24 protein-coding genes are annotated in these 23,448 nt (G+C 47.5%); 20 read left to right on the forward strand and 4 right to left on the reverse strand.

What is annotated here, in order from left to right:
* Positions 1-379: 379 nt before the first annotated feature.
* From ACIFQN_RS25920 to ACIFQN_RS25945, 6 genes are all read left to right on the forward strand, one after another.
* Positions 380-2,023 carry a peptide ABC transporter substrate-binding protein gene (locus ACIFQN_RS25920; protein ID WP_429835924.1) on the forward strand — a complete coding sequence of 548 codons (1,644 nt, stop codon included), beginning with the start codon at positions 380-382 and terminating at the stop codon, positions 2,021-2,023.
* Positions 2,024-2,156: 133 nt separating this feature from the next.
* Complete coding sequence (locus ACIFQN_RS25925) at positions 2,157-2,414, forward strand: hypothetical protein (RefSeq protein ID WP_429835925.1); 258 nt, start codon at positions 2,157-2,159, stop codon at positions 2,412-2,414.
* 94 nt (positions 2,415-2,508) lie between these two features.
* The gene (locus tag ACIFQN_RS25930) at positions 2,509-2,928 is read left to right on the forward strand and encodes a hypothetical protein (RefSeq protein ID WP_429835926.1); all 420 of its coding nucleotides are present in this window, start codon (positions 2,509-2,511) and stop codon (positions 2,926-2,928) included.
* A 165-nt stretch (positions 2,929-3,093) separates the two neighbouring features.
* Positions 3,094-4,464 carry a M28 family peptidase gene (locus ACIFQN_RS25935; protein WP_429835927.1) on the forward strand — a complete coding sequence of 457 codons (1,371 nt, stop codon included), beginning with the start codon at positions 3,094-3,096 and terminating at the stop codon, positions 4,462-4,464.
* A 183-nt stretch (positions 4,465-4,647) separates the two neighbouring features.
* On the forward strand, positions 4,648-6,303 hold the full coding sequence (locus tag ACIFQN_RS25940) for an N-acetylmuramoyl-L-alanine amidase (RefSeq protein ID WP_429835976.1): 1,656 nt from the start codon (positions 4,648-4,650) through the stop codon (positions 6,301-6,303).
* A gap of 15 nt (positions 6,304-6,318) precedes the next feature.
* Positions 6,319-6,855: a GerMN domain-containing protein gene (locus ACIFQN_RS25945; protein WP_429835928.1), complete on the forward strand. Its 537-nt coding sequence runs from the start codon at positions 6,319-6,321 to the stop codon at positions 6,853-6,855.
* Between the two features lie 60 nt (positions 6,856-6,915).
* On the opposite strand, the gene ACIFQN_RS25950 is transcribed toward ACIFQN_RS25945, so the two are convergent.
* The gene (locus tag ACIFQN_RS25950) at positions 6,916-7,110 is read right to left on the reverse strand and encodes a DUF378 domain-containing protein (RefSeq protein ID WP_429835929.1); all 195 of its coding nucleotides are present in this window, start codon (positions 7,108-7,110) and stop codon (positions 6,916-6,918) included.
* A gap of 179 nt (positions 7,111-7,289) precedes the next feature.
* Between ACIFQN_RS25950 and ACIFQN_RS25955 the strand changes: the two genes are divergently transcribed.
* From ACIFQN_RS25955 to pstB (ACIFQN_RS25970), 4 genes are all read left to right on the forward strand, one after another.
* The gene (locus ACIFQN_RS25955) at positions 7,290-8,240 is read left to right on the forward strand and encodes a phosphate ABC transporter substrate-binding protein (protein ID WP_429835930.1); all 951 of its coding nucleotides are present in this window, start codon (positions 7,290-7,292) and stop codon (positions 8,238-8,240) included.
* A gap of 89 nt (positions 8,241-8,329) precedes the next feature.
* A complete protein-coding gene (pstC, locus tag ACIFQN_RS25960; RefSeq protein ID WP_429835931.1) occupies positions 8,330-9,277 on the forward strand; it encodes a phosphate ABC transporter permease subunit PstC in 948 nt (315 codons plus the stop codon).
* Positions 9,278-10,168 carry a phosphate ABC transporter permease PstA gene (pstA, locus tag ACIFQN_RS25965; RefSeq protein ID WP_429835932.1) on the forward strand — a complete coding sequence of 297 codons (891 nt, stop codon included), beginning with the start codon at positions 9,278-9,280 and terminating at the stop codon, positions 10,166-10,168. It begins immediately after the preceding gene.
* A 15-nt stretch (positions 10,169-10,183) separates the two neighbouring features.
* Positions 10,184-10,981, forward strand: a complete 798-nt coding sequence (gene pstB / locus ACIFQN_RS25970; protein WP_429835933.1) for a phosphate ABC transporter ATP-binding protein PstB — start codon at positions 10,184-10,186, stop codon at positions 10,979-10,981.
* 61 nt (positions 10,982-11,042) lie between these two features.
* Here pstB (ACIFQN_RS25970) and ACIFQN_RS25975 read toward each other — a convergent pair whose 3' ends face one another.
* Positions 11,043-13,070 carry a methyl-accepting chemotaxis protein gene (locus ACIFQN_RS25975; RefSeq protein WP_429835934.1) on the reverse strand — a complete coding sequence of 676 codons (2,028 nt, stop codon included), beginning with the start codon at positions 13,068-13,070 and terminating at the stop codon, positions 11,043-11,045.
* Between the two features lie 225 nt (positions 13,071-13,295).
* On the opposite strand from ACIFQN_RS25975, the gene pstB (ACIFQN_RS25980) reads away from it, so the two are divergent.
* A complete protein-coding gene (pstB, locus tag ACIFQN_RS25980; RefSeq protein WP_429835935.1) occupies positions 13,296-14,048 on the forward strand; it encodes a phosphate ABC transporter ATP-binding protein PstB in 753 nt (250 codons plus the stop codon).
* Between the two features lie 92 nt (positions 14,049-14,140).
* A complete protein-coding gene (locus ACIFQN_RS25985; RefSeq protein WP_429835936.1) occupies positions 14,141-15,433 on the forward strand; it encodes an arsenic transporter in 1,293 nt (430 codons plus the stop codon).
* Positions 15,434-15,508: 75 nt separating this feature from the next.
* On the opposite strand, the gene ACIFQN_RS25990 is transcribed toward ACIFQN_RS25985, so the two are convergent.
* Complete coding sequence (locus ACIFQN_RS25990; protein WP_429835937.1) at positions 15,509-15,847, reverse strand: YmaF family protein; 339 nt, start codon at positions 15,845-15,847, stop codon at positions 15,509-15,511.
* 201 nt (positions 15,848-16,048) lie between these two features.
* Here ACIFQN_RS25990 and ACIFQN_RS25995 point away from each other — a divergent pair, with 201 nt between their 5' ends.
* The 4 genes from ACIFQN_RS25995 to ACIFQN_RS26010 all read left to right on the forward strand — a co-directional run bounded on the left by ACIFQN_RS25995 (position 16,049) and on the right by ACIFQN_RS26010 (position 19,104).
* A complete protein-coding gene (locus ACIFQN_RS25995; protein ID WP_429835938.1) occupies positions 16,049-16,441 on the forward strand; it encodes a hypothetical protein in 393 nt (130 codons plus the stop codon).
* 5 nt (positions 16,442-16,446) lie between these two features.
* Positions 16,447-17,049, forward strand: coding sequence for a gluconate 2-dehydrogenase subunit 3 family protein (locus ACIFQN_RS26000; RefSeq protein ID WP_429835939.1), 603 nt, complete (start codon positions 16,447-16,449; stop codon positions 17,047-17,049).
* Between the two features lie 49 nt (positions 17,050-17,098).
* The gene (locus ACIFQN_RS26005) at positions 17,099-18,673 is read left to right on the forward strand and encodes a GMC family oxidoreductase (protein ID WP_429835977.1); all 1,575 of its coding nucleotides are present in this window, start codon (positions 17,099-17,101) and stop codon (positions 18,671-18,673) included.
* A 95-nt stretch (positions 18,674-18,768) separates the two neighbouring features.
* Positions 18,769-19,104 (forward strand): ArsR/SmtB family transcription factor, encoded by a 336-nt coding sequence (locus ACIFQN_RS26010; RefSeq protein ID WP_429835940.1) that lies wholly within the window; start codon positions 18,769-18,771, stop codon positions 19,102-19,104.
* A gap of 20 nt (positions 19,105-19,124) precedes the next feature.
* Here the strand turns inward: ACIFQN_RS26010 and ACIFQN_RS26015 are convergent, their stop codons facing one another.
* Positions 19,125-19,376: a glutaredoxin family protein gene (locus ACIFQN_RS26015; RefSeq protein ID WP_429835941.1), complete on the reverse strand. Its 252-nt coding sequence runs from the start codon at positions 19,374-19,376 to the stop codon at positions 19,125-19,127.
* Between the two features lie 253 nt (positions 19,377-19,629).
* On the opposite strand from ACIFQN_RS26015, the gene ACIFQN_RS26020 reads away from it, so the two are divergent.
* The 4 genes from ACIFQN_RS26020 to ACIFQN_RS26035 all read left to right on the forward strand — a co-directional run bounded on the left by ACIFQN_RS26020 (position 19,630) and on the right by ACIFQN_RS26035 (position 23,287).
* Positions 19,630-19,908: a gamma-type small acid-soluble spore protein gene (locus ACIFQN_RS26020; protein ID WP_429835942.1), complete on the forward strand. Its 279-nt coding sequence runs from the start codon at positions 19,630-19,632 to the stop codon at positions 19,906-19,908.
* 116 nt (positions 19,909-20,024) lie between these two features.
* Positions 20,025-20,411, forward strand: coding sequence for a holo-ACP synthase (gene acpS, locus ACIFQN_RS26025; protein WP_429835943.1), 387 nt, complete (start codon positions 20,025-20,027; stop codon positions 20,409-20,411).
* A gap of 244 nt (positions 20,412-20,655) precedes the next feature.
* Entirely contained in the window at positions 20,656-21,690 is a 1,035-nt protein-coding gene (locus tag ACIFQN_RS26030; protein WP_429835944.1) for a DUF4367 domain-containing protein, read from the forward strand.
* Positions 21,691-21,865: 175 nt separating this feature from the next.
* Positions 21,866-23,287: a hypothetical protein gene (locus ACIFQN_RS26035; protein WP_429835945.1), complete on the forward strand. Its 1,422-nt coding sequence runs from the start codon at positions 21,866-21,868 to the stop codon at positions 23,285-23,287.
* The last annotated feature ends 161 nt before the right edge of the window (positions 23,288-23,448 follow it).

Here is a 23,448-nt window from a genome sequence, read left to right on the forward strand (position 1 = left end):
AGAAGGGTGTACAACCCTTCTTTTTTTGTTTTCAAACAAAGGCTTCGAATGCCATGTAGTTGAATGGAAAAGTTTCGATAAATTCAAAATTTTATAAATAAAGGAAAATAAAAATGCACCTTCAGCTATTTCTCGTGGGGAAATATAGAATAGAAAATAATTGGATAGGCCAATAAACCCTTGATTTAATAAGGGTTTATTCGTTTTTATAGAACTTAGGAATCTTTTTCCGTTTTATTTTATCAGTAAATTTATTTTTATAATTGATTAACAATCTTTATAAATAAATAAAAATTTATTAAATCAATCTAAAACATGTTTAAAAATAATATAAATGCATGTATATTGAAAAAAGATTTAGAAAAGGGGGATTACTTGTATGAAAAAGAATGTTTTCGTAGCAATGAGTTCCATCCTCGTCCTTGGGGCAGCTCTCGCAGGTTGTGGCAGCGCTAACCAAGCAGCCGCGCCAGCAGACAAAGCTGCGCAAGGAAGCACAGCTGAAAAACCAGCAGCTGGAGCAAAAGTATTGCGACTGAACCTGCACTCCGAGCCGCCAACAGCTGACCCAGGTATTGCAGAAGATTCCACTTCTGGCACCATCGTTCGCGCTACTTTCGAAGGTTTGACTCGTAACGGTGGCGACGGTAAAGTACATGAGGCAGCAGCGGAGAGCTACACGGTTTCCGAAGATGGCAAAACATATACATTCAAAATCCGCGATGCAAAATGGAGCAATGGCGATGCAGTAACGGCTAAAGACTTCGAATTTGCATGGAAACGCGCTCTGGATCCAAAAACAGCTTCCAACTATGCATACCAGCTGTACTACATTAAGAATGGTGAAGCGTTCAACAAAGGAACGGCTAAAGCAGAAGACGTTGGCGTAAAAGCGGTCGACGACAAAACTTTGGAAGTAACTCTGGAAAACCCGACTCCATTCTTCACTGAGCTGACAGCTTTCTATACTTACTACCCAGTAAATCAAAAATTAGTAGAATCCAACGAAAAATGGGCTGCTGACGCAAAAACTCACGTTGGTAACGGACCGTTCAAACTGGAGGCTTGGGAGCACAAAAACAAGCTGACTTTGGCGAAGAACGACAACTACTGGGATAAAGACAACGTAAAATTGGACAAGATCGAATTCTCTATGGTAGAAGATGAGAACACAGAGCTGTCCATGTTTGATAACGGAGAGCTCGATTGGGCTGGTGCACCTACTAGCGCCCTGCCAACTGACGCGATCCCGGCTTTGAAAGATGCCGGTAAAATGAAAACCCAACCAATCGCGGGTACTTACTGGTACAAATTCAATACGGAAAAAGCACCGTTCAACAACGTGAAAATCCGTAAAGCATTCGCATACTCCATTGACCGTCAAGCTCTGATCGACAATGTATTGCAAGCAGGTCAACTCCCTGCAACAGGTGCAGTACCACCGTCCATGGCTTTGAACAAAGATGGCTACTACAAGGATAAAGATCTGGAAACAGCGAAAAAGCTGTTGGAAGAGGGTATGAAAGAAGAAGGCATCACCAAGCTGCCAACCATCACTCTCTCTTACAACACTTCCGAAGGTCACAAAAAGATCGCAGAAGCAATCCAAGACCAATGGAAAAAGAACCTCGGCGTAGACGTGAAGCTCGACAACAAAGAGTGGAAAGTGTACATCGAAGATCTGCACCAAGGCAAATTCCAAATCGGTCGTATGGGCTGGTTGGGTGACTTCAACGATCCAATCAACTTCCTGGAGCTGTACAAGGAGAAAAAAGGTGGCAACAACGACACCAACTGGGAAAATCCGAAGTACAAAGAGCTCTTGAACCAATCCGCTTTGGAGAAAGATCCAGAGAAACGTAAAGCGATCCTGGCACAGGCTGAGCAAATCCTGATGGATGATATGCCTATCATGCCAATCTACTTCTACACGCAATCTTGGGTACAAAACGATAAAGTTACTGGCGTTGTTATCGACGGTCTCGGCCATGTCGACTACAAAAACGCTGACATCGCACAATAATAGTTGTAAGAAACGAGAGGCGCCCTGTGTGCCTCTCTTCTTTTTTTTGACGACTCATGGACAAATGACCAATCCACCGTGCACTTCCTGACATAGAGTGAAAGGAAACAAACTGTGATCTGGGGGGATAACTGTGGATATTGGCAAATTGCTGAGTATTGTAAAGTCGATTCCCAAGGATAAGTTGAAGACAGATGCTGGCCTCAAAGACGTCATCCGTGAAATGGGCAAGAAAATGGGAAAGAACTTCACAGATAAAGAGCTGAATGGCTATGTGGCGCAGTTTAGACAAATGTCCAAAACCGAAAACGTCGGTAGTCTCATGAATAAACTGTCCAAGAAGGGCGTTGATGCCAAAGACTTGAACAACATCAAGAAACGCTTTAAATAAGGGGGAGCGTAAAAAGGAGGGAGGTGGGATTATCGCTTCCAAAACGAAAAAGAAGCAAAAGCAGGCCGACTCCCAGGATCACCTGATCGAGACGATGAATAAGCTCGCAGATGCTCACCATACGAGTAATGAGCAGATGATGCGCGAGATGAATCAAGTTCGCCAGGAGCTGCAGGATATGAAAGATACATTGGGTCGACTCAAGGCGAGACCCGCGATTGAGCCGCGGCGCAGCATTTTATTCGGGGCACGCCGACGCCCCATTCCTGTTCAGCCCGTTCCGGAAAAACCAAAGCCTGCCTTTTCACTAGAAGATTTACTACCGCTTTTGCCACACCTCAGTGGAGCTATCCCACAATTAAAGAACCCCAAGGTGGCGGAATCGATCAAGGTCTTGTCCAATCCTGCGGTCCTATCCATGATCCAGCAGTTTGTGGCAAATGGAGGATTAAATATGCTAAAGGGACCTGTTGAGCAGGTAAGCAGGAGAGAGCGACGTGGATTGTTTCGTTAACATGTCACGCGAGGCGTTCATTTCGGGAAACGCCTCTTTTTTTTGGAGATCGGATCTATGCCGTTTGTCATGCGGAAATATCAGACTATTTACACTATACAAAAAATTGAATTTCTGGCATAATTGTCTACGAATGTAAACTTCTTATTATTGAGGAGGACAAGCATGTTGAAAAAATCGTTAGTTCCTTTTTGTCTTGTGGCAAGTTTGACGTTCGGAATGACTGCTTACGCTGCACCACATCCTTCTGACAGTGCATTTGACAACAAGATCGTCAAAAGAATAAAGGTAGACAACATTTACAAAATGGTGAAGGAGTTATCAGAAGAACCGAGAGTGGCCGGAACAAAGTCTGAGCATAATGCTGTTACATATATTGAAAAGAAGTTTCAATCGTATGGGTATGATACAGAACGGCAGCCTTTTGAGTTTTACAGTTTTTCAGGGCCGACCGATTTTTCTTTTTCCGTCAGTGGATTTGAAGACACCGATTGGGATCTGGGCACCTTTACCTATGGAGTGAACGGAAGTGTGACCGAAGAATTGGTTTATGCCGGGTTGGGTAGAGAGAGTGATCTGGACGACGTGGATGTGGACGGCAAAATTGCGCTGATAAAGCGCGGGGAGATCTCTTTTGCGGATAAAGTGAAAAATGCTGCAGAGGCAGGGGCAAAAGCTGTCATTATCTTTAATAACAGCTCCGGCACCATCAACGGGACACTTGGAGGACCGGATGACAGCTTTGTTCCAGTCCTTGCGCTCACGAAGAAGCAAGGAGAAGAGCTCCTGGAGAAATTGGATGCGGGCGAAGAGCTGACCGCAACAGTAACCGTGGAAGGGGCAGAGACCAAGGAAAGTACCTCATACAACGTGATTGCCACCAAAAAACCGGACAAAAATAAGGACAACGGGCAAATCATCATTGTCGGTGCTCATCACGATTCGGTAGAAGGGGCACCTGGTGCCAATGACGACGCCTCTGGTACAGCGACAACGCTTGAGCTGGCGCGTGTCATGGCGAATATGCCGACAGATACGGAAATCCGCTTCATTACTTTCGGAGCGGAAGAGAACGGACTTCTTGGCTCCTATGCCTACGTGGAATCCCTGTCGGAAGAGGATGTGGAAAATACGGTGGGCATGTTCCAAATGGACATGGTAGGAAGCAGGGATGCCGGTAAATTGATCATGTATACAGTAGATGGGGAGAAAAATGTCGTCACTGACTTGGGGGCGGCAGCCGGATCACGCTTGTCCGAGACTGTAAACTATGGTCGTGAAGGTCGAAGCGACCACGTTCCCTTTGCAGAAGTGGGCATTCCAGCAGCGTTGTTCATCCATGCACCGGTAGAGCCTTGGTACCATTCGCCGGAAGACAGCATAGACAAAATAAGCAAGGACAAGCTACAGGAAGTGGCTGAAATCGTAGGAGCTGCGGTTTATCAGATCGCACGTCCGGATACGCCAGCCTTGAAAAACGCACACGTTGCGCCAAAGCCTGTCGACTATGATTTTGAGGAAAGAGAATTAGAATAGAGATAATGATTTTCAAAAGAAAAACGACCAGGAAAGTGCCGTGAACCGGCACTTTTTTCTGTTTGTGATTGATTTGGTACCAAAAGACTATAAACTTTACAGATCATGAAGCGTCTAATAGAATGGTGAACGTTGCACAATGGCTGAAGCCACAAAAAAACAGACATCACGGAGGAGGTCATGATGAAAAGAGGATTGTACCCGCTGCTTCTAGCACTGCTGGTCCTGCTATTGATCCCCGGTTGGGCAACAGCTGCAAAGGCAGCGACAGATGAAAGCGTCAAGCTGATGATCGGTGGACAAGCTGTAGAGCCTGATGTGCCGCCAGTCATCAAGAATGGACGGACACTGGTTCCTGTTCGTGTGATCGCTGAAGGACTCGGGGCAGAGGTAGCTTGGAATGAAGCTTCTCGAACAGCCGTGATTACACGGGGGGCACAACAACTTTCCCTTACGCTGGATTCTCGAAGGGCTTTGGTGAACGGCAAACAGGTTAATCTGGATACAGCGCCTGTCATTGTAGGGCAGCGCATGCTGTTGCCGCTGCGTTTTGTCGGGGAATCGCTGGGGGTTACGGTAGGCTGGGATAACAGTAACCGTACAGTGGTTGCAAACGAAACGCCACAGGTAATGCTGAACGGTCACATACCTGCGCAGGCAATCAAGACGTATCTGGTGTCTGATACGATGTATGTTTCGGCACAGGCAGTTGCGCAGCAGGTTGGACAAAAGGGATTTGCATGGAAACGACCTGAACGAGGTCTGACGATTGATGACCAATTGGTTCTTTCATTAGAACAAGTAGAGAGTGAGCTGGGAGGCTCATTCGCTTGGAATAAGAAAAAGAACTTGGTAGAGATCGATCGACTGAACCACCTGCAAGGTTTATCGCGTGACGGGGATCGCGTACACATTGAAACGACGATGCCTGTCCAGGCACAATCTTTTGTGTTGACCGGCCCACATCGCATTGTTTTGGATCTGCCGCAGACGGCTTTGAATGACGATCTCATCGAGCTGTTAGAGGAGCAAAATACTAATGTAGGCAGTATCGGTGAGACAGAAGAAAAGGAACACGTAGAGGCAACGGATGAGGATGAAGAGCAAGATCAAGATCAAGATCAGGATATGGAAGAGTCCAAGACTGAACCACTGATCGCATCGCTGCGTTACAGCCAATACAGTGCTTCACCTGATACCGTCCGTGTCGTCATTGAATTGAATCAGAAGAGTCAGTACAATCTGGAGTATACGGATGATGGTATTGAGGTGCAATTGACACCCAAACCGCAGAAAACGGGATATTTAATCGTGATTGATGCGGGGCACGGCGGTAAAGATCCAGGTACGCTCGGTACTACGGGCAACCATGAAAAAGATTATAACCTGGCTGTTGCTAATAAGGTGGTTGAGCTGCTCAAGCAGTATCCAGAGTTTCAGGTAGTACCTGTCCGCACGACAGATGTTTTTTACGAGCTGTCAGAGCGGGCTGCCATTGCCAATGAACGGGAGGCTGATCTGTTCCTTTCGATTCACGCAAACGCGGCTCCAAGCGGCAAAGCGGGAGGTACCGAAACCTTCTATTACAATGCCAACAGCAAGACCTTTGCGGAAGTCGTACATAAACATCTGCAAGGTGCTACGCAGTTCCAGGATCGGGGAGTCAAGGCTAGCGGCTTTTATGTCATTAAAAATACGAACATGCCAGCTGTTCTTACAGAAACTGGATTCCTTTCCAATCCGACAGAGAACGCACAGCTTACAAATCCAGCGTTCCAGGACAAAATTGCGAAAGCGCTAGTAGCGGCTATCCGTGAATACTATCAGTCTTATCAGTAAGGGAGGCTTTTTACGATGAAAAAAAGTCGTATGATCTGGATGGCAGCACTCGCCATGTTGCTCATGGCCGGTTGCGGGCAAAAGGCGGCTCCAGCGCCGCAGCCAACGACGCCAGTTGAACAGCCGTCTGGCTCGACTCCATCGACAACAGAGCCAAAACTGACGAAACAAACCATTACCGTTTACTATTCGGATAACGATTTGATGGAGCTGCAAAAGGAAGAGCAGGAAATTTCTTTTGCCGAGGACATCGAAAAGTATAAAAAAGCACTCTCGATGTTAGAGAAGCCACAAAAAACAGATGATCATGTACCACTGTGGAAAGACTTCCACTATCATTCTGTGACATTTGACAAAGGGACGTTAACGATTGATGCTGACAGCAAAAATCAGTACAATTTAGGCTCCAGCGGTGAAGGTATGGCCATTGATGCCTTGAAGAAAACCATTTTCCAATTCCCGGAAGTAGAGCAAATTGTCATTCTCGAAGACGGGAAAAAAGCCGAATCGTTGATGGGTCACGTAGAAATCTCGGAACCACTCACACGATAAAGCTTCTTGTAATAGAAAAAGCGGCACGCCCTGTTTACTTAGGGGGTGCCGCTTTTTTTATTAGGTTCGTTCCCGTTCCCGCTTAAAAAATTTGATTGCGTAAATACCAGCCAACCCAACGAGTGTATAGACGATTCGGCTAAGGAGAGAATCAGATCCGCCAAAAAGGGTTGCGACCAAATCAAATTTGAAAAGCCCGATTAACCCCCAGTTTATTGCACCGATAATGACGAGAATTAAGGCCAGTTTGTCCAAAATAATCACCTCTTAACAGATTAAGCAAAGTTTCTCCAAGCACGCGTGAGTTTATACAAAATTGGGCCTCATCTTTAAGAAAGCTTAACAATGGCAACACAATACAACAACATTCGACCTGTATAGTTTGTACTTGTAAGAGAGAAAAAACCGAACCTTTTAAGGAGGATTTTCATCACATGAAAAAGCTCAGCAAAATGTTTATGGCGCTGACATTTGTAGGAGCCCTGCTCGCAGGTTGTGGAAGCAATAATGCTGCACCAGCTCCAGCTCAACAACCGGCAACTTCAACTCCTGCAGCTACACCAGCAACACCTGATGCTAGCAAACCTGCGGCGGAGACAACATCCAGCGAGCCTATTACTGCAGTTGGTTCTACGGCGCTGCAACCTCTCGTTGAACAAACAGCGAAAGACTTCATGGCAAAAAATCAAGGCGTGCAAATTCAAGTACAAGGCGGAGGAAGCGGTACTGGTCTGAGCCAAGTAGCAAGTGGTGCTGCAACAATCGGTAACTCCGACATCTATGCAGAAGAGAAAAAAGGAATTCCGGCGAATGAGCTGGTTGACCATAAAGTAGCTGTTGTTGGTATGGCAGCGGCGGTTAGCCCGAAAGTAAAAGTAGATAACTTGACCAAACAACAACTGATCGACATCTTCACTGGCAAAATTACAAACTGGAAAGAAGTTGGCGGCGATGACATGAAAATCACGCTGGTTAACCGTCCAAAATCTTCCGGAACACGCGCTACCTTTAGCAAGTTTGCTTTGGATGGAAAAGAAGAAGCAGAAGGCATCACAGAGGATTCCTCGGGTACTGTTCGTAAAATCATTGCAGAAACACCAGGTGCGATCGGTTACCTCGCTCTGTCCTACTTCAACGATTCTGTGAAAGCATTGAAATTGGATGGCGTAGAAGCAAATGCAGAAAATATCATTTCCAACAAATATCCAGTATGGGCTTATGAGCATATGTACACAAAAGGTGAGGCTACTGGCAGCGCGAAAGCATTCCTGGAGTTTATCCTGACTGACGAAGTTCAAAAGAAAACAGTAACAGAGCTCGGCTTCCTGCCTATTACTGACATGAAAGTAGAACGTGATGTTGAAGGAAAAGTAACACAAAAATAAATAGTCAAACGGTAGAGGCAAGATTGAGGGGTGGAGGGGCACTTACCCCTCATTTTGCTTGCGCAAGTCTTCTTTCCAGGAGGGAGAACATGAACCATCGTATTGAAGGGGCAAAGACAAAGGGGCAATCATTGATTGCACGAAAAATGCTGACGTACAACAAGCGTCAGTTCACAGAGAATATAACAGGTAGAACAATCGCGTTGGTCTGCGCGGCTTTGCTAGTTGTAGTAGTCTTGTCCATTACGTATTTTATCGCTTCCAAAGGGCTGTCTACGTTTTTTGTAAATGGGGTTAGCATTAGCGAATTTTTAACACAGGTAAAATGGGATCCAGAGGGTGAGCCATCGGTATACGGTGTGTTTCCCTTTATTCTCGGTTCGTTTTTGGTTACCGCTTTGGCTGCGTTGATTGCAGCTCCTCTCGGCATTGGTGCCGCTATTTTCATGACTGAAATATTCCCTGGCTTTGGTAAAAAAGTATTGAAGCCGGTCATTGAGCTGTTAGTGGGTATCCCTTCCGTTGTTTACGGCTACGTGGGTCTAACCCTGCTTGTTCCTTTTATTCGTGAGCAATTTGATGTGCTAGGATTTAGCTTGTTGGCTGGGGGACTCGTACTGGCCCTAATGATTTTGCCAACAATTACGAGTGTGGCTACGGATGCCATTGAGGCAGTACCACAAGATTTGCGCAATGCGTCTCTTGCCTTGGGTGCTACCCGCTGGCAAACGATTTGGAATGTTGTTTTGCACTCCTCTCTTCCTGGATGTTTAACAGCGATTGTTTTGGGGATGGCTCGGGCGTTTGGTGAAGCCTTGGCTGTACAAATGGTCATCGGGAATACGACAAAGCTGCCTGGCAGCCTGTTGGATCCGATCAGTACGTTGACGAGTGGGATTACACTCAACATGGGGAATACGATCCAAGGTACACCTTATAATAATGCTCTTTGGTCGATGGCTTTATTGCTCTTGGCGATGTCGTTTATCTTCATCATGGTTTTGCGGATTCTTGGCAGAAAAAGGATGGTGAAATAGATGAAAGCGAGAGTAATGGACCGCGCCGCTACGATCATTTTGACGCTGATTGCCGTTCTCATTATCGGTACACTGGTAGGATTGCTAGGCTTCATTTTGTCACAGGGGTGGCACAAGCTGAACCTAAACTTCCTTACGTCACCACCTGATATCGTTAATGCAGGCGGCGGGATTGGACCGCAGTTGTTTAATTCCTTGTACCTTCTCGTTCTGACTATGCTAATTGCCCTGCCACTGGGTATCGGTGCAGGTATATATATGGCTGAATATGCACCGGATAACAAGTTTACGCAATTTATCCGGATGAGTATTGAAGTATTGTCTTCTCTTCCTTCTATTGTTGTCGGTTTGTTTGGTTTGTTGGTTTTTGTAAACATGACTGGATGGGGGTATACCCTTTTCTCAGGCGCCTTGGCACTGACGGTATTTAATTTGCCGCTTTTGGTCCGCGTCACGGAAGACGCCCTGCGTAACGTACCGCGCAGTCAAAAAGAAGCGAGTCTGGCCCTGGGGATCACCAAATGGCGGACGATTGTCTCTGTTATTTTACCGGCAGCTTTGCCAGGCATTATTACCGGAGCGATTCTCGCTTCAGGTCGTGTTTTTGGAGAAGCGGCAGCACTGCTGTTTACAGCAGGGATGTCTTCCCCTAACCTGAACTTCGCTGATTTTTCACTGGGCAGCCCTACTTCACCGCTTAATCCGTTCCGTCCGGCTGAGACACTGGCTGTGCACATCTGGAAGGTCAACAGCGAGGGGCTGACACCGGATGCACGGGATGTTGCTGATGGAGCCGCCGCCGTACTCATCATTGCAGTTTTGCTCTTTAACGTCTCGGCCCGTTGGTTTGGCACATGGGTTTACAAAAAGATGACGTCAGGATCAAACTAGGAAGAGGTGGTAGACATGTCCGTACTTACCATGCAGGACACGATGCAAGACGCCGTGAAAGATACCATTATTCAAACGCGCAATGTCTCTGTTTTTTATGGAGAAAAGAGGGCTGTTTCCGATATTCAGATGGACATTGAAAGAAATTCCGTCACGGCCTTTATTGGCCCATCAGGTTGCGGCAAATCAACACTTCTCAGAAGCCTGAACCGCATGAATGACCTCGTCCCTTCTTGCCGTGTCACAGGCTCTATTGTTGTCGACGGGATCGACATCAATAGTGAGCAAGTAAACATCGAAGGCTTGCGCCAAGTGGTAGGGATGGTTTTCCAACGCGCCAATCCATTTTTTAAATCCATCTATGAAAACATTGCATTTGCTCCAAGGTTTCATGGTTTGACCGATAGACGTGAACTGGACGAACTGGTTGAGAACAGCTTGCGCAAAGCTGCCTTGTGGGATGAGGTAAAGGACCGCTTGCGGGATTCGGCACTTTCTCTGTCAGGTGGACAGCAGCAAAGGCTCTGTATCGCCCGTGCTATCGCCATGCAGCCAACCATCTTGCTTTTGGATGAGCCAGCCTCTGCGCTGGATCCCATTTCGACAATGAAAATCGAAGAGCTGGTCATGCAACTAAAGGAAGAATACACAATCGTAATCGTGACCCACAACTTGCATCAAGCAGCGCGCATCTCCGAGAAAACAGCTTTCTTCCTGTTAGGAGAGCTGGTGGAGATGGATGATACGTCCAAAATCTTTACTTCCCCGGAAAACGAAAAGACAGAAGCCTACATCAGCGGCCGTTTTGGCTGAAAAAGAAACCTCCATCGCAGTTTCCAGTCTGCGGTGGAGGTTTCCTTTTAACGTATTGTCCTCATGCAGAGGGCTTTTCTGCTGTTCGGAAGAAGCGTATTTCCTGTTCCAAATCTTCTACAATGCCAGTTAGTCTTTCCGAGTCATGAAGGAATTGTTCGGAGAGAGAGAGGCTCTCCTGGTTTGCGGCGACAGCTTGCTGGGTTCCAGAGACGACCTCCATGGCAGAATGGGCAAGGTTGTCTACCCGTTCCTGGATGAGCTGGCTTTGACGATAAATCCATTCAGAGAGCTTTTCGATCGTCTCAAACTGATTGGTCAGTGTTTCGCTAATCTGAACAGTGTTTGTAAAAATAACAGTAGCCTGATGCAGTGTGTTGATTCCATCAATAGTAGCGTGATCGGTTGTTTCCAGGCACTGTGAGACATGAGCCATTCGGTGCTCGCCTGAGGTGATGACTTGTTGGATTCGAGTGGTTGCTTCTTCGGTTTGTTCAGAGAGCAAGCGAATTTCATCAGCTACGATCCCAAAGCCCAGCCCGGCATGACCTGCTCGTGATGCCTCGATACGGGCGTTGAACGACAAGAGTTTGGTTCTCTTTGAAATACTGGAGATCAATTCTAGTATTTCTCTGATGTCATCCATGCTCTCCTTCATAGAGGACATAGCGTTGAGTGATGCTCGCATATCCTCTGAAATTTTTTGCATATTCCCTTTTAATTGTTCCATGGAGGCTGCAGCCTTGGAGCTTTGATCACGGGACTCTTGATTTTGCATGACTGTAGTTTGCATGGAACTGTTGATCTGTGACATTTCCTTCGTGATACTCTCCATGATGGAGTGAATATGATCAATTTGTACCTGCTGCTGGTCCATCTCCAGAGAAAGCTTTTCTGTCACAGCGACGACTTCTGTTTGCATCGCGTGAGAGTGTCGGGAGCTTTTTCCCACGTGGCTTGCGACTTGTTTGACGTCTGCGATGACGTACTGTATTTTGCCGATGATGGTGCGGATTTGCAAGCTCATTCGGTTGAAGCTATCGGCAAGCTGACGAATTTCATCATTGCTTTGTACTTGCATGGTTAGAAAAAGGTCGCCGTCACTAAAGGCAGTCATTTTTTGCTGGACTTCTTTGAGTGGATGCATGATTTTACGGACGAATAAATACAAGAGCAAGGCGAGTGCGCAAAGTCCGATCGACGAGACGATGAGGATCGTCAGCTGCAGGCGACGGACCTCCTGTTTTACTTCCTGGACAGATTGGACGACGATAATGCCCCATTTAAGCGCGCTGTCGTACTGATAGGCTGCAAAGTAATCCGTTCCATTCAGCTTGGCTGCATCTATGCCAGACTGGCCAGCGATCACATTTTGAACGATGGGCAGTTGGTTCAGAGAAGGCCGCTGCAGGGCGTAGGTTTGATCAGGATGGGCGACGAGTTTCCCCTCTTGATCGACAATCATAGCATAACCGGACTGCCCCAGCTTGATTTGACTGATCGATTCGCTCAGCTTGGGAACCGAGACGAAGGCTACAACAACCCCGACAGGCTCCTCTTCTTCATTGCGCAAAGCCAGTGAGATCGCTATTTTTGGAAATTCGGTCTGAGAGAATTGGAAGACATCAGAGACAAAAACCGTTTGATTGTTGAATGCTCCTGTAAACCAGTCCGTTTTTCGCGGATCATATCCGCTATCGAGCGGTGAGCCTGGAAAGGTTAGAAAACGACCATCGTTGGTAGCTACTTGTATCTCGGAAATAGTAGGATTGCTGGCTGTAATATCGGAAAAAATGCCAAACGATTGACTGTTCGTTACTTTACTGTTTTTGTAAGTAGAAGCAAACGATTGTAGCGCTGTGACGATGGTTCGGACTCGGCTGTCGACCTCCTGCATAGCAGACCCGGATGCATCTTGCAGTTGTTGTTTTGTTTTTTCATTCAGCGTAGCTTCGGATTGATGACTGATAAAAATGGCGGCAATGGCCATCATACCGATCACCATTGCTAAGATTCCAAAGAACAGCCTCGTGAAAATGGAACGATGATGAAACGACGAGTTGCCTAGTATTCTTTTTTTTCTCGGCATCAAATGCTCTCCCCTTATTCGACAAAACGTTCAGCTTTATTGTAGGTTTTGCCAGTGAGGGCGTATATGGTTTGCAAGCAACATTTACCGTAAATTTACTTTGCTAAAAATCTTTATTGAAACTTAATAAACTTCACATAGAAGCATAACATTGCCGCGATATAGTGATGGAGAAAACGGATGTAGCAGCATAAAGAGTCTGTTTAAAAAAGGAGCGAGGACCGTATGAGCGTTATTACGGTGAGAGAGCTAAACCTCTTCTACGGGAATAAGCAAGCCCTCTATGATATAAATCTCGATGTAAATTCCCATTCGATTACGGCTTTAATTGGGCCGTCGGGTTGTGGGAAATCCACATTTTTACGGACGTTGAATCGGATGAATGATTCCGTTCCAAATACAAAGATTACGGGAACTGTAAAGGTATTTGATGAAGATATTTATAGCTACAGTGTGGAAGTGGAGAGATTGCGTAAAAACATCGGCATGGTCTTTCAGCATCCAAATCCATTCCCTAAGAGCATTTATGACAACGTGACGTATGGTCCAAAACTGCATGGCCTGATGGATCGCCACAAGCTTGACGAGATTGTGGAGACAAGCCTCAAGGCGGCAGCCCTCTGGGATGAAGTGAAAGATGTATTGAAAAAACCTGCTACAGGCTTGTCTGGGGGACAACAGCAGCGTCTATGTATCGCGCGTGCGCTGGCAGTTCAACCGCAGATCTTGCTGATGGACGAACCAACCTCTGCTTTGGACCCGATCTCCACCGCCAAAATCGAGGAGTTACTGGAAGAGTTGAAGGGCACCTACACGATTGTCATCGTGACCCATAATATGCAGCAAGCTGCGCGCATCTCCGACAAGACAGCCTTTTTCTTGAACGGTGAGCTTGTAGAATTTGACGATACGCCAGCCATCTTCCAAAATCCATGTGATAAAAGGACGGAAGATTACATCACCGGACGTTTCGGATAATGATTGAATGTAGTATGGTAAAAAGAGCGGCCTTGTACAGGGCTCGCTCTTTTTCTTATTAAGCTGATTGGATCGTTGAGAGGAGAAGTACGGTGGTCTGGATCTCATTATTTATTTTTGTGGTCACGTTGACATTCGTTATCTGGCAGCCGCGTGGCATGTCGATTGGTTATCCGGCAGTGGGCGGCGCACTCTTGGCGCTGGCTACTGGAGTCGTGACGCTGACAGACGTGGCCGAGGTTACTTCCATTGTTTGGAACGCGACGTTTGCCTTGATCGGAATCATCATTATTTCGCTCATTTTAGATGAGATTGGTTTTTTCGAATGGTCTGCTCTTCATATGGCTCGGTTGTCCAGGGGGAATGGGCGGCTGATGTTTGTCTATGTCATTTTGCTGGGGACGGTTGTATCCGCTTTGTTTACCAATGACGGTACAGCGCTGATTTTAACACCGATTGTGCTGGCCCAAGTACGCGCACTGAAGCTGGATAGCAGGATGGTCCTGGCTTTTGTGATGGCTAGCGGCTTTATTGCGGATACCAGCTCGCTGCCCTTTGTCGTGAGCAATTTGGTGAACATCGTTTCTGCAGATTATTTCGAGATCGGGTTTGCCGAGTATGCTTTACGGATGGTGCTGCCGACCTTGTTTTCGGTGGGAGGGAGCTTGCTTGTCTTGTTTGTCTATTTTCGCAAAAGCATTCCCAGGCAGGTTGATTTGTCGCAATTGAAACAGCCGCATGAAGCGATTCGTGACCAGGGCTTGTTTCGTCTTTCCTGGCTGATCCTTGGGGTGCTCTTGGTTGGCTTTTTTATGAGCGAGTCGATTCATACGCCAGTTTCGTTCATCATTATGGGAGCCGCAGCGATTTTTTGCTTGGCTGCTCACAGTAGCAAAGCAATCCAGATGCGTAGAATCATGAGGGAAGCGCCATGGGTTGTCGTCATTTTTTCTATCGGGATGTATGTGGTAGTTTGGGGGTTACATAATGCTCGCTTGACGGATCTGGTCAGGACGATGCTCGATGTGCTGGTGGAGGACGGCTTGTTCGCTACGACGATAGGGACGGGATTTATTGCAGCGATCCTCTCTTCGCTGATGAACAATTTGCCGACCGTGATGTTCAATGCGCTTGCGATTACGGGGACGGAGGCAGACGGAGTCATTAGGGAGGCTATGATCTATGCCAATGTCATCGGCAGTGATTTGGGGCCGAAGATTACACCGATCGGATCACTCGCTACTTTGCTCTGGCTGCATGTACTGGGGCGCAAAGATGTACGGATCACATGGGGACAATACTTTCGGACGGGGATTGTGCTGACTGTACCTACTTTGTTGGTTACTTTGATCGGTTTGTATATCACTTTGCTGTTTCTCGGGTAGCGAGGAATAAGGCTAAAAAGAAGGATAGGGAGGTCAAGCTGAATTTGACCAGCTCTATCCTTTTTTGCTGCAGGCTTATAAAAAGGCCTCGCTGGTAATACCTCGGTAGTAATGAATATGCCCATCATCATAAGTCGTTTGCCCTGAAAATTCATGGTAATGGCTTCCATCCGGCAAGGGAATAGGCGGCCCAGTCCAACCGCTGTAATAATGCACATGGCCATCATTAAACGTAGTGGTACCTTGATAATAGTGCACGTGTTCATTTCCTGCCCCTTGCGGAGGAGAGGTGTTTCCGCGCAGTCGATGACGATGACGATCGTTTACCGTTGTGGGGGTGTCATAACTGTGTAAATGACCTGGGATATCAGTAATTCTTACAAAGCGCAATAAATGACTGTGCCTAGCCTTCATCTGGAAACGCCCCTTTGAAGTCCATTTATCCTTAATAAATGCGGATCCCAGGCGTTTTGAGACGGACATTCGCCCAGAAAAATAGGTACCAAACGAAAGAGGGAGAGTGCAAGCCTCTTGTTCGATACGGAAAAAACAGGAATAGGACCAGGCCCGCTAGGAAAAAATAGGCGCATCGCAGCGAAAAAGGAGGATGTTTCCATGTGGCAAGGCTGGCCGATCGAACGCGTGCTGATTTTGTTTGCAGGGCTTGCGTTTTTGTTGATTGCAATTCAGGTCACACTCTTTCACGCAAGACAAAATTTTCGTCATTGGGCTATGTGGATTCCGGTACTTGAGCTTCCGGTGTTTGCTGTAACGGCTATTGTCTTATCGTTCATGAATGCTGGCTGGCTTCGCTGGGTGTTTGCCTTGATGATGATAATTGGAATGGCGGGTGGCGTATATGGGGCTTATTTGCATGCAGTAGGTGTGGGACAACGGGTAGGCGGTTACTCGCAAAGTCAAAATTTCCTCGTCGGTCCTCCCATCATCCTCCCTTTGTTAATTACAGCTATGTCGGCACTGGGGCTTCTTGCCCTGTTTTGGGGGTGAAATAGATGGCACAGCACAGTCATTATCCTTCCTATGACGTATGGGATCAGCATAAGGAATGGGATGATCACACCCAAAAGGTCGTTGGTTCCAGGCGGTCAGCTCAGGTTGCCCATCAGTTTTTCACGGAAACAGAAGCGTTGTTATTACAGACTATTGTTAGCGTGCTCGTGAATGATCATCGACTGGAAGTATTGACCTACGTAACACAGCATCTCGATGATTCGGCGGCAAGCCCGATCGGCGAATCGCAGAGGAAGGTTGGTGTCCCACCTAAAAAAGAATTGTACCGACTGGGACTCGCGGGAGTGGAAGCCGAGAGTGAGGCTGGATATGGAAAGAGTTTTGTTGCCTTGAAATCAGAGGAACAACAGAGCTTGCTTCAGGGAATCGCCGAGGGCAATGTACGGAGGGGGCAAGCCTGGACGAGTGCAGCTCCTGCTGATTTTTTTAAGCAACTGCTGCAAAACACGGTCGGAGCCTATTATTCTCATCCGTTGGTGTGGTCGGACATCGGTTATGGCGGCCCTGCTTATCCGCGTGGGTATGTTCGGGTGGAAAAAGGGTTGACGGACCCCTGGGAGGCGAAAGCGAATGGCAACGGATGACCGGGTTACGCACAACAGCGATCATTACGAAGGGCACCGCTCGCGGGGGATGGATCAGCGAAAATATGCGGACGGGGCAGATGTTTGCATCGTCGGTGCCGGAGCAGCGGGCGGTGTGCTCGCTTATGAGTTGGCTAAAGCTGGCCTCAGTGTCGTGGTGATTGAAGCAGGTCCATTCTGGGACCCGCAAAGTGACTTTGCCAGTGATGAGCTGTCCATGCGCAAGCTAGCGTGGCAAGAGACGAGACTAGTGGCTGGGAAAGACCCTCTGAAGCTGGGGCACAATAATTCCGGGCGCGGCGTAGGCGGAGGGACTGTCCATTTTACAGGGGTATTCCTGCGGTTTCACGAAAGTGATTTTAGGACAAAGACACTAGATGGAGTAGGGGAAGACTGGCCGATTTCGTATCAGGATCTGGCCCCTTACTATGACAAAATTGAGCGGGAAATAGCGGTTTCCGGTCCGGATCATTTTCCGTGGGGTGCTTTCAACGGTCCTTATCCGTACCCAGTGCGGGAACCAATTAGCGCGAATGCCCAGTTGTTCCGGGAAGGCTGTGACAAGCTGGGGATTGAGAGTGTCGTCGCTCCATTGGCGATATTGTCTGCCCCGTTTGATGGTCGTCCGCCTTGTATTAATCGCGGCTTTTGCAATCAAGGGTGTATGCCGAATGCCAAGTACAGCGGGCTGATTCACCACATTCCCAAAGCGATTGCCCACGGGGCAGAGGTCTTGTCTGATTGCATGGTCACTGAAATACTGATGGCAGGGGATAAAGTGAGTGGGGTCCTGTTCAATCATGATGGTATGACACACAGACAAATGGCGCGAGTGGTCATTCTAGCAGGCTTTGTCGTCGAGACTCCGCGGCTGCTGCTGAATTCAGCCACTTCCCGGTTTCCAGACGGTCTAGCCAATTCTAGCGGATGGGTCGGCAAGGCGATCATGCCCCATTCCAGCCATGACGTTTACGGACGTCTGCCAGAAGAGGTTCGCTTGTACAAAGGGACGCCTGTCCTTGCGTTAACCCAGCATTTTTACGAGACTGACCGGGAGCGTGGTTTTGCCCGTGGTTACACTTTGAGTGCGCACGGGGCAAGGCCAGTCTCCATGGCGGGGGCAATTGCAGCAGAGCGGGAAGATGGCTCGTTTTTATGGGGGAAACAGCTCCGAGAAACGATGCTTGATTATAATCAATTTGCTAGAATTACTCTGGTCGGTGAGGTCTTGCCGCATCCGGACAATGCGGTGACCTTAAGCGGGGAAAAAGATGAATACGGTATGCCTGTTCCAAAAGTGACATTCAGCTACCAGGAAAATGATCGCAAGCTATACAAGCATGCGATTGGCCAAATGAAGCGAATCGTAGAGGCTGTGGGAGGGACTGCTGAGCATGTCGTCTCAGATACAGCTCATTTGATGGGGGGCTGTCGAATGGGCAATGACCGTGCAACCTCCGTTGTCAACGAATATGGTCAGAGTCACGACATTCCCAATCTTTTCATAGCAGGTGCTTCTACCTTTGTCACGTCTGGGGGCGGCAACCCGACAAATACAGTAATGGCGCTGGCTGCACGTACTGCGGACAAGCTGATTGAAGCCATGAGTCAAAGAGATGTATAGAGTTCATTCACGGAACTTTTACGTTCATATCTTCCCGACCTTATAAGGCATATAGTATACTGGGATACAGATATGCAAGGCAAAGGTGGGTTCGTATGGAAATGGATTTGATGCAGGTACTGTTTTTGTCAGAGGTTTACAAGCTGCTTGGCGACAAGACTCGCTTGACGATCATGGCTCTCCTGCAAGTGCAGTCCTTATGTGTCCGTGATCTCGTGGAGATTCTGCAAACGTCCCAGCCCTCAGTTTCCCAGCACTTAGCTAAGCTAAAGACACATGGTTTGGTAAAAGAGCGTCGGAAGGGACCATGGGTATTCTACTCAGTCAATACGGAGTGCGCTCCTGCGGTCAAGCAGATTCTTTCTCACTTGCCGGATATGTCACCAGTCGTCAAACAAAAATCAGCCGAGAATGAACCATCCTTTGGCTGATCAGTCTTAGGAGCGTTGGATCAAACAAGATCCAACGCTTTTTTTATTTGTTCTTTGTCAAAACCATGGACGACAATTTCCTCGCCATTTTCCTTTTTGATGTGAGTGACTGGTGTCATGCTGGCGCCTAGGTTAATCGCTTCCTGGAAGTAGGTGTCGTTCTTGCGGATGTCTCGGTCTTCGAAAGCAATTTGCTGCTGGGTCAGCCACATTTTTTCTTCCTGGCAGGGACCGCATGTGGTTTGGGTGTAGATAATGACAGTGTGGGCCATTCGTATACGCTCCTTTCTATCAGACGATCTAAACTGAAAACAATTCATTTCGCTTCTTGCAAATAATATCCTGCTCCATTCAACACTTTTAGGATGCCCGAAAATTTTTGCCGCATCAAGAGTTCCCGGTTCCCATCAGTTCGCAGGCTGTAAAAGTCGTTTACCTACCAATATTCTGGGAAAATGAGGATGGATACGAAATCAGAGCGCAGTACAAATTAACTTCAGTGACGTCGAGGAGGTGAATGGAACAATGCCTAAGCAAAACAAACAAGCTGGTCAAGCTGGTCAAGCTGGAATGAACCAAGCGAGCCAAGCGCAAAACGCTGCTACTGAATTCGCAAGCGAGACTAACGTATCGGAAGTTCGTCGTCAAAACCAACAATCCGCTGCGCAGTCTGCTTCTCAACAATCTGCTGGCCAAGCTACTGAATTCGCAAGCGAGACTAACGTATCGGAAGTTCGTCGTCAAAACCAACAATCTGCTGCGCAGTCTACTGCTCGACAATCTGGTGGCCAAGCCACTGAGTAGCAAATGGCAAGTAACCCTCGCAATTTAGCGAGGGTTTTTTTGCATTCAGCTTGCCAACACTAAAGGCGAATGATACTGTGATGCGTAAAATCAAATAATGGGGAGAGCGTTAATCCATGATTATGGGCATTGGTGTAGATATAGTAGAAATTGAACGGATTTCTACATTGATCAAACGGCAAAAGAGTGCGATCAGCCGGTTTTTGACCGGGGAAGAACAGTTATTGCTGCAAGGCAAGGCGGAAGCGAGGCAAGCGGAAATGGTCGCAGGACGATTCGCAGCCAAAGAAGCGGGTGCTAAGGCACTGGGAACGGGGATCGGCAAAGCGATCAGCTTCCTTGACATGGAGATCGTGCCGACTGAGCTCGGAAAGCCAGAAATGAAAATAAAAGACGAGGTTTATATTCGCTTAGGGCTAGATCCTGCTTGTGTGCGGGTTCATCTGAGTATTTCGCATAGTCAAACGTATGCGATTGCACAAGTCGTTGTAGAACATCTATAAACTTGTCTGCATATTGGGACGAGGATGGACATACATTTATATCGCGTAGATCAGGAGGGACTACCTGCTCTTACAAAGGAAGGGTAAGTCTTCAGCCGATCCAAGCGATATCGCGTCTTTCATAGGCATAAACCGACAAGTGACACGATGAACGCTGCATGAGGCGAAAGACTGACAGATTTCCCAGGAAATAGACAGGGATGCCCTTCTTTGTCGAAAATTTTGACAAGGAGGAGTTCATTGAATGAAACGGGCAGCTTTACCACTGGTGTTATTGTTGGTCTTCTCTCTGCTGCTCGGCGGCTGCTTTGGTCAAAAGACACCCGAAGATGTGGTGAGTGACTTGAGCGGTACGCTGGGAAAAATGTCGGGGTACAAGTCTCAAGCAGTTTTGACCATGCAGACTGGCTCTACTCCCATGGAGTACGATGTCCAGGTCTGGTATGAAAAGCCGAACAACTATCGGGTAGCACTTACCTCCAAGCAGCGTGGCATCACTCAGATCATCTTGCGGAACGGGGAAGGAGTTTTCGTGCTCACCCCTCATTTGAACAAGAGCTTCCGCTTCCAGAGCGGCTGGCCAGAAAACAACGGTCCGCTCTACCTGTATGAAACACTCGCTCGTAGTATTATTGACGACGCCGAGCGGCAGATGAAGATGGAAGAAAAGCAGTACGTCTTTGAAGTGAAAGCAAACTACAGTGGCAATCGCTCTCTAACAAAGCAAAAAATTTGGCTGACAGAAGATTTCAAACCTACGCACGCAGAAATAATGGATTCCAGTATGCAGCCACTGGTCAAAATTAACTTTACCGAGTTCGTATTTAATCCGCCGTTTGATAAAGATGCTTTTGACAAAGATCGCAACATGACGAGCAGCTCCCTGACTTCGATACCGACGATGGGAACAAATGGCCAGGTCATGAAGCAGCCTTCTAGCCAGTTCGGGGTAATTGTACCGACTTATGTCCCAGAAGGCGTGAAGCAAGGAAATATTGAGCCTGTGACCAAGAACGGCGTGAGGACTGTCGTCTTGAATTACCAAGGTACCTATAACTACAACCTGGTTGAGGGACGTCCGACCGAAGCATCCGCCTCTTATGAGCAAGGTATGCCTGTTAACCTTGGATTTACGATTGGAGTCTTGGCGCAGACTGACGACAATCGTCGCATCCTCACATGGGAGCTTGACGGAGTAGAATTTATGCTGGCAGGTGACTTGCCAGAAGAAGAAATGATCAACGTCGCCCAATCTACGTATGATGTCGGTGGCAAATAATGCATGGGAGAGGGGACGGTCCAATCCGTCCTCTTTTGTTTTTACGCAAGCTCCTCGACTTTCCCTCAAGTTTTCCACTTTTATCAAAGGGGAATCTAAAAAAGCACCTGTACACTTAGTCATGTACCCAAGAGGTGCAGGAAATGACAACAGCAGATGAAAGGATTGAGTGTATATGTTTAGCAAAGCTAAAATGGGAATGCTTTTGGGAACGATGGCAGCAGTTCTGAGTCTGGGAAGCCTGGGCAGTGCTTTGGCGGCAGATACGGCACAAACACAAGCTGAGAAATTGAATAAACCAGCGGAAGTAAAATTCGCAACAGGCAAGATGGAGCATCGTGGTGGATTTGGAATAAAGGTCTCTTACAAGGAAAACACCGATCTTCTTTCCCTCCTCAAATTGGACGCTGACAAGCTGCAAGAAGAGCTGAAAGCTGGAAAATCTTTGGCAGCCGTAGCCGAAGCCCAAGGCGTGGAAACAGATGATGTGGTTGCGCTCTTGGTGAAACAGCAGGAAGCAAAGCTTGCGGAAGCAGTAAAAGCAGGCAAGCTGACACAAGAGCAAGCTGACAAAATGACGGAAAACGCCAGCGACCGAATCAAAGAACAGGTAGAAAACACGCATCAGGGTGGAGGCTTTGACAAAGGAAAAGGCTTTGGTTTTGGCTCCGAGAAAAATGAAGAACTGCTCTCCCTGCTGAAGCTGGATGCTGACAAGCTGCAAGAAGAGCTGAAAGCAGGCAAGTCTCTGGCAGCCATAGCTGAAGCGCAGGGTGTCTCTACTGATGATGTTGTGGCCCTGCTGGTGAAGCAACAGGATGCGAAGTTAGCAGAAGCAGTTTCCGCTGGCAAACTAACGCAAGAACAAGCTGACAAGATGAAGGAAAAATCAAGCGAGCATGTCAAAGCGATGGTGGAAAACACACATCAAGGTAGAGGCTTTGGCAGAGAAATGGTCTTCGCTGGCGGTTTCGAGAAGAACGAAGAGCTGCTCTCCCTGCTGAAGCTGGATGCTGACAAGCTGAAAGAAGAGCTGAAAGCAGACAAATCCTTGGCAGCCGTAGCCAAAGCGCAAGGTGTATCTACAGACGATGTGGTTGCTCTTTTGGCGGGTCAGCAGGAAGCCAAGCTGCAAGAGGCAGTAAAAGCAGGCAAGCTGAATCAGGAGCAGGCTGACAAGATGAGTGAAAACGCAACTGACCGGGTAAAAGCGATGGTGGAGAATACACACCAAGGCAGAGGGCCGGGTAAAGGCATCGGCTTCGGTATTGGTTTCGATAAAAATGAAGAGCTGCTCTCTTTGTTGAGCCTGGATGCTGCCCAGCTGCAGGAAGCGCTGAAAGCAGGTAAATCTCTGGCGACCATAGCAGACGAGCAAGGCGTGGATGCAGACGATGTAATAGCGCTTCTGGTCAAGCAGACGGAAGCGCAAGTAAAAGAAGCTGTGAGCGCAGGCAAGCTCACACAGGAGCAAGCTGACGAACGCAGTGAGAAGTTGACCGCCATGGTCCAAAAAATGGTCGAGGGCAACTTTGAAAAAGTAGTTTTCCCACGCCATGACGAGGATCAAAAAGCAGACAAAGCGAAAACTAACTGAAGAGTCGGCTAAAACTGGTTTTCTGTTTTCGAGGAGAAACCCCAAGTATTTCGGGGTTTCTTTTACGTATTTCCATTCATCTATGGTTTTTCTTCTCCCCCACCACAGTCAGAATTGACACATGACTGCAAAAAAGGATACATTCAGAGTAACTTATATCG

The organism is Brevibacillus sp. NRS-1366 (assembly GCF_050467985.1).

What these genes read in the sequence shown, in the direction of transcription:
- ACIFQN_RS25920 (WP_429835924.1), top strand. Translation starts at nt 380, where the DNA reads ATGAAAAAGAATGTTTTCGTAGCAATGAGTTCCATCCTCGTCCTTGGG.
- ACIFQN_RS25930 (WP_429835926.1), top strand. Translation starts at nt 2,509, where the DNA reads ATGAATAAGCTCGCAGATGCTCACCATACGAGTAATGAGCAGATGATG.
- ACIFQN_RS25935 (WP_429835927.1), top strand. Translation starts at nt 3,094, where the DNA reads ATGTTGAAAAAATCGTTAGTTCCTTTTTGTCTTGTGGCAAGTTTGACG.
- ACIFQN_RS25940 (WP_429835976.1), top strand. Translation starts at nt 4,648, where the DNA reads ATGAAAAGAGGATTGTACCCGCTGCTTCTAGCACTGCTGGTCCTGCTA.
- ACIFQN_RS25945 (WP_429835928.1), top strand. Translation starts at nt 6,319, where the DNA reads ATGAAAAAAAGTCGTATGATCTGGATGGCAGCACTCGCCATGTTGCTC.
- ACIFQN_RS25955 (WP_429835930.1), top strand. Translation starts at nt 7,290, where the DNA reads ATGAAAAAGCTCAGCAAAATGTTTATGGCGCTGACATTTGTAGGAGCC.
- pstC (WP_429835931.1), top strand. Translation starts at nt 8,330, where the DNA reads ATGAACCATCGTATTGAAGGGGCAAAGACAAAGGGGCAATCATTGATT.
- pstA (WP_429835932.1), top strand. Translation starts at nt 9,278, where the DNA reads ATGAAAGCGAGAGTAATGGACCGCGCCGCTACGATCATTTTGACGCTG.
- pstB (WP_429835933.1), top strand. Translation starts at nt 10,184, where the DNA reads ATGTCCGTACTTACCATGCAGGACACGATGCAAGACGCCGTGAAAGAT.
- ACIFQN_RS25975 (WP_429835934.1), bottom strand. Translation starts at nt 13,070, where the DNA reads ATGCCGAGAAAAAAAAGAATACTAGGCAACTCGTCGTTTCATCATCGT.
- pstB (WP_429835935.1), top strand. Translation starts at nt 13,296, where the DNA reads ATGAGCGTTATTACGGTGAGAGAGCTAAACCTCTTCTACGGGAATAAG.
- ACIFQN_RS25990 (WP_429835937.1), bottom strand. Translation starts at nt 15,847, where the DNA reads ATGAAGGCTAGGCACAGTCATTTATTGCGCTTTGTAAGAATTACTGAT.
- ACIFQN_RS25995 (WP_429835938.1), top strand. Translation starts at nt 16,049, where the DNA reads ATGTGGCAAGGCTGGCCGATCGAACGCGTGCTGATTTTGTTTGCAGGG.
- ACIFQN_RS26000 (WP_429835939.1), top strand. Translation starts at nt 16,447, where the DNA reads ATGGCACAGCACAGTCATTATCCTTCCTATGACGTATGGGATCAGCAT.
- ACIFQN_RS26005 (WP_429835977.1), top strand. Translation starts at nt 17,099, where the DNA reads ATGGATCAGCGAAAATATGCGGACGGGGCAGATGTTTGCATCGTCGGT.
- ACIFQN_RS26010 (WP_429835940.1), top strand. Translation starts at nt 18,769, where the DNA reads ATGGAAATGGATTTGATGCAGGTACTGTTTTTGTCAGAGGTTTACAAG.
- ACIFQN_RS26015 (WP_429835941.1), bottom strand. Translation starts at nt 19,376, where the DNA reads ATGGCCCACACTGTCATTATCTACACCCAAACCACATGCGGTCCCTGC.
- ACIFQN_RS26020 (WP_429835942.1), top strand. Translation starts at nt 19,630, where the DNA reads ATGCCTAAGCAAAACAAACAAGCTGGTCAAGCTGGTCAAGCTGGAATG.
- acpS (WP_429835943.1), top strand. Translation starts at nt 20,025, where the DNA reads ATGATTATGGGCATTGGTGTAGATATAGTAGAAATTGAACGGATTTCT.
- ACIFQN_RS26030 (WP_429835944.1), top strand. Translation starts at nt 20,656, where the DNA reads ATGAAACGGGCAGCTTTACCACTGGTGTTATTGTTGGTCTTCTCTCTG.
- ACIFQN_RS26035 (WP_429835945.1), top strand. Translation starts at nt 21,866, where the DNA reads ATGTTTAGCAAAGCTAAAATGGGAATGCTTTTGGGAACGATGGCAGCA.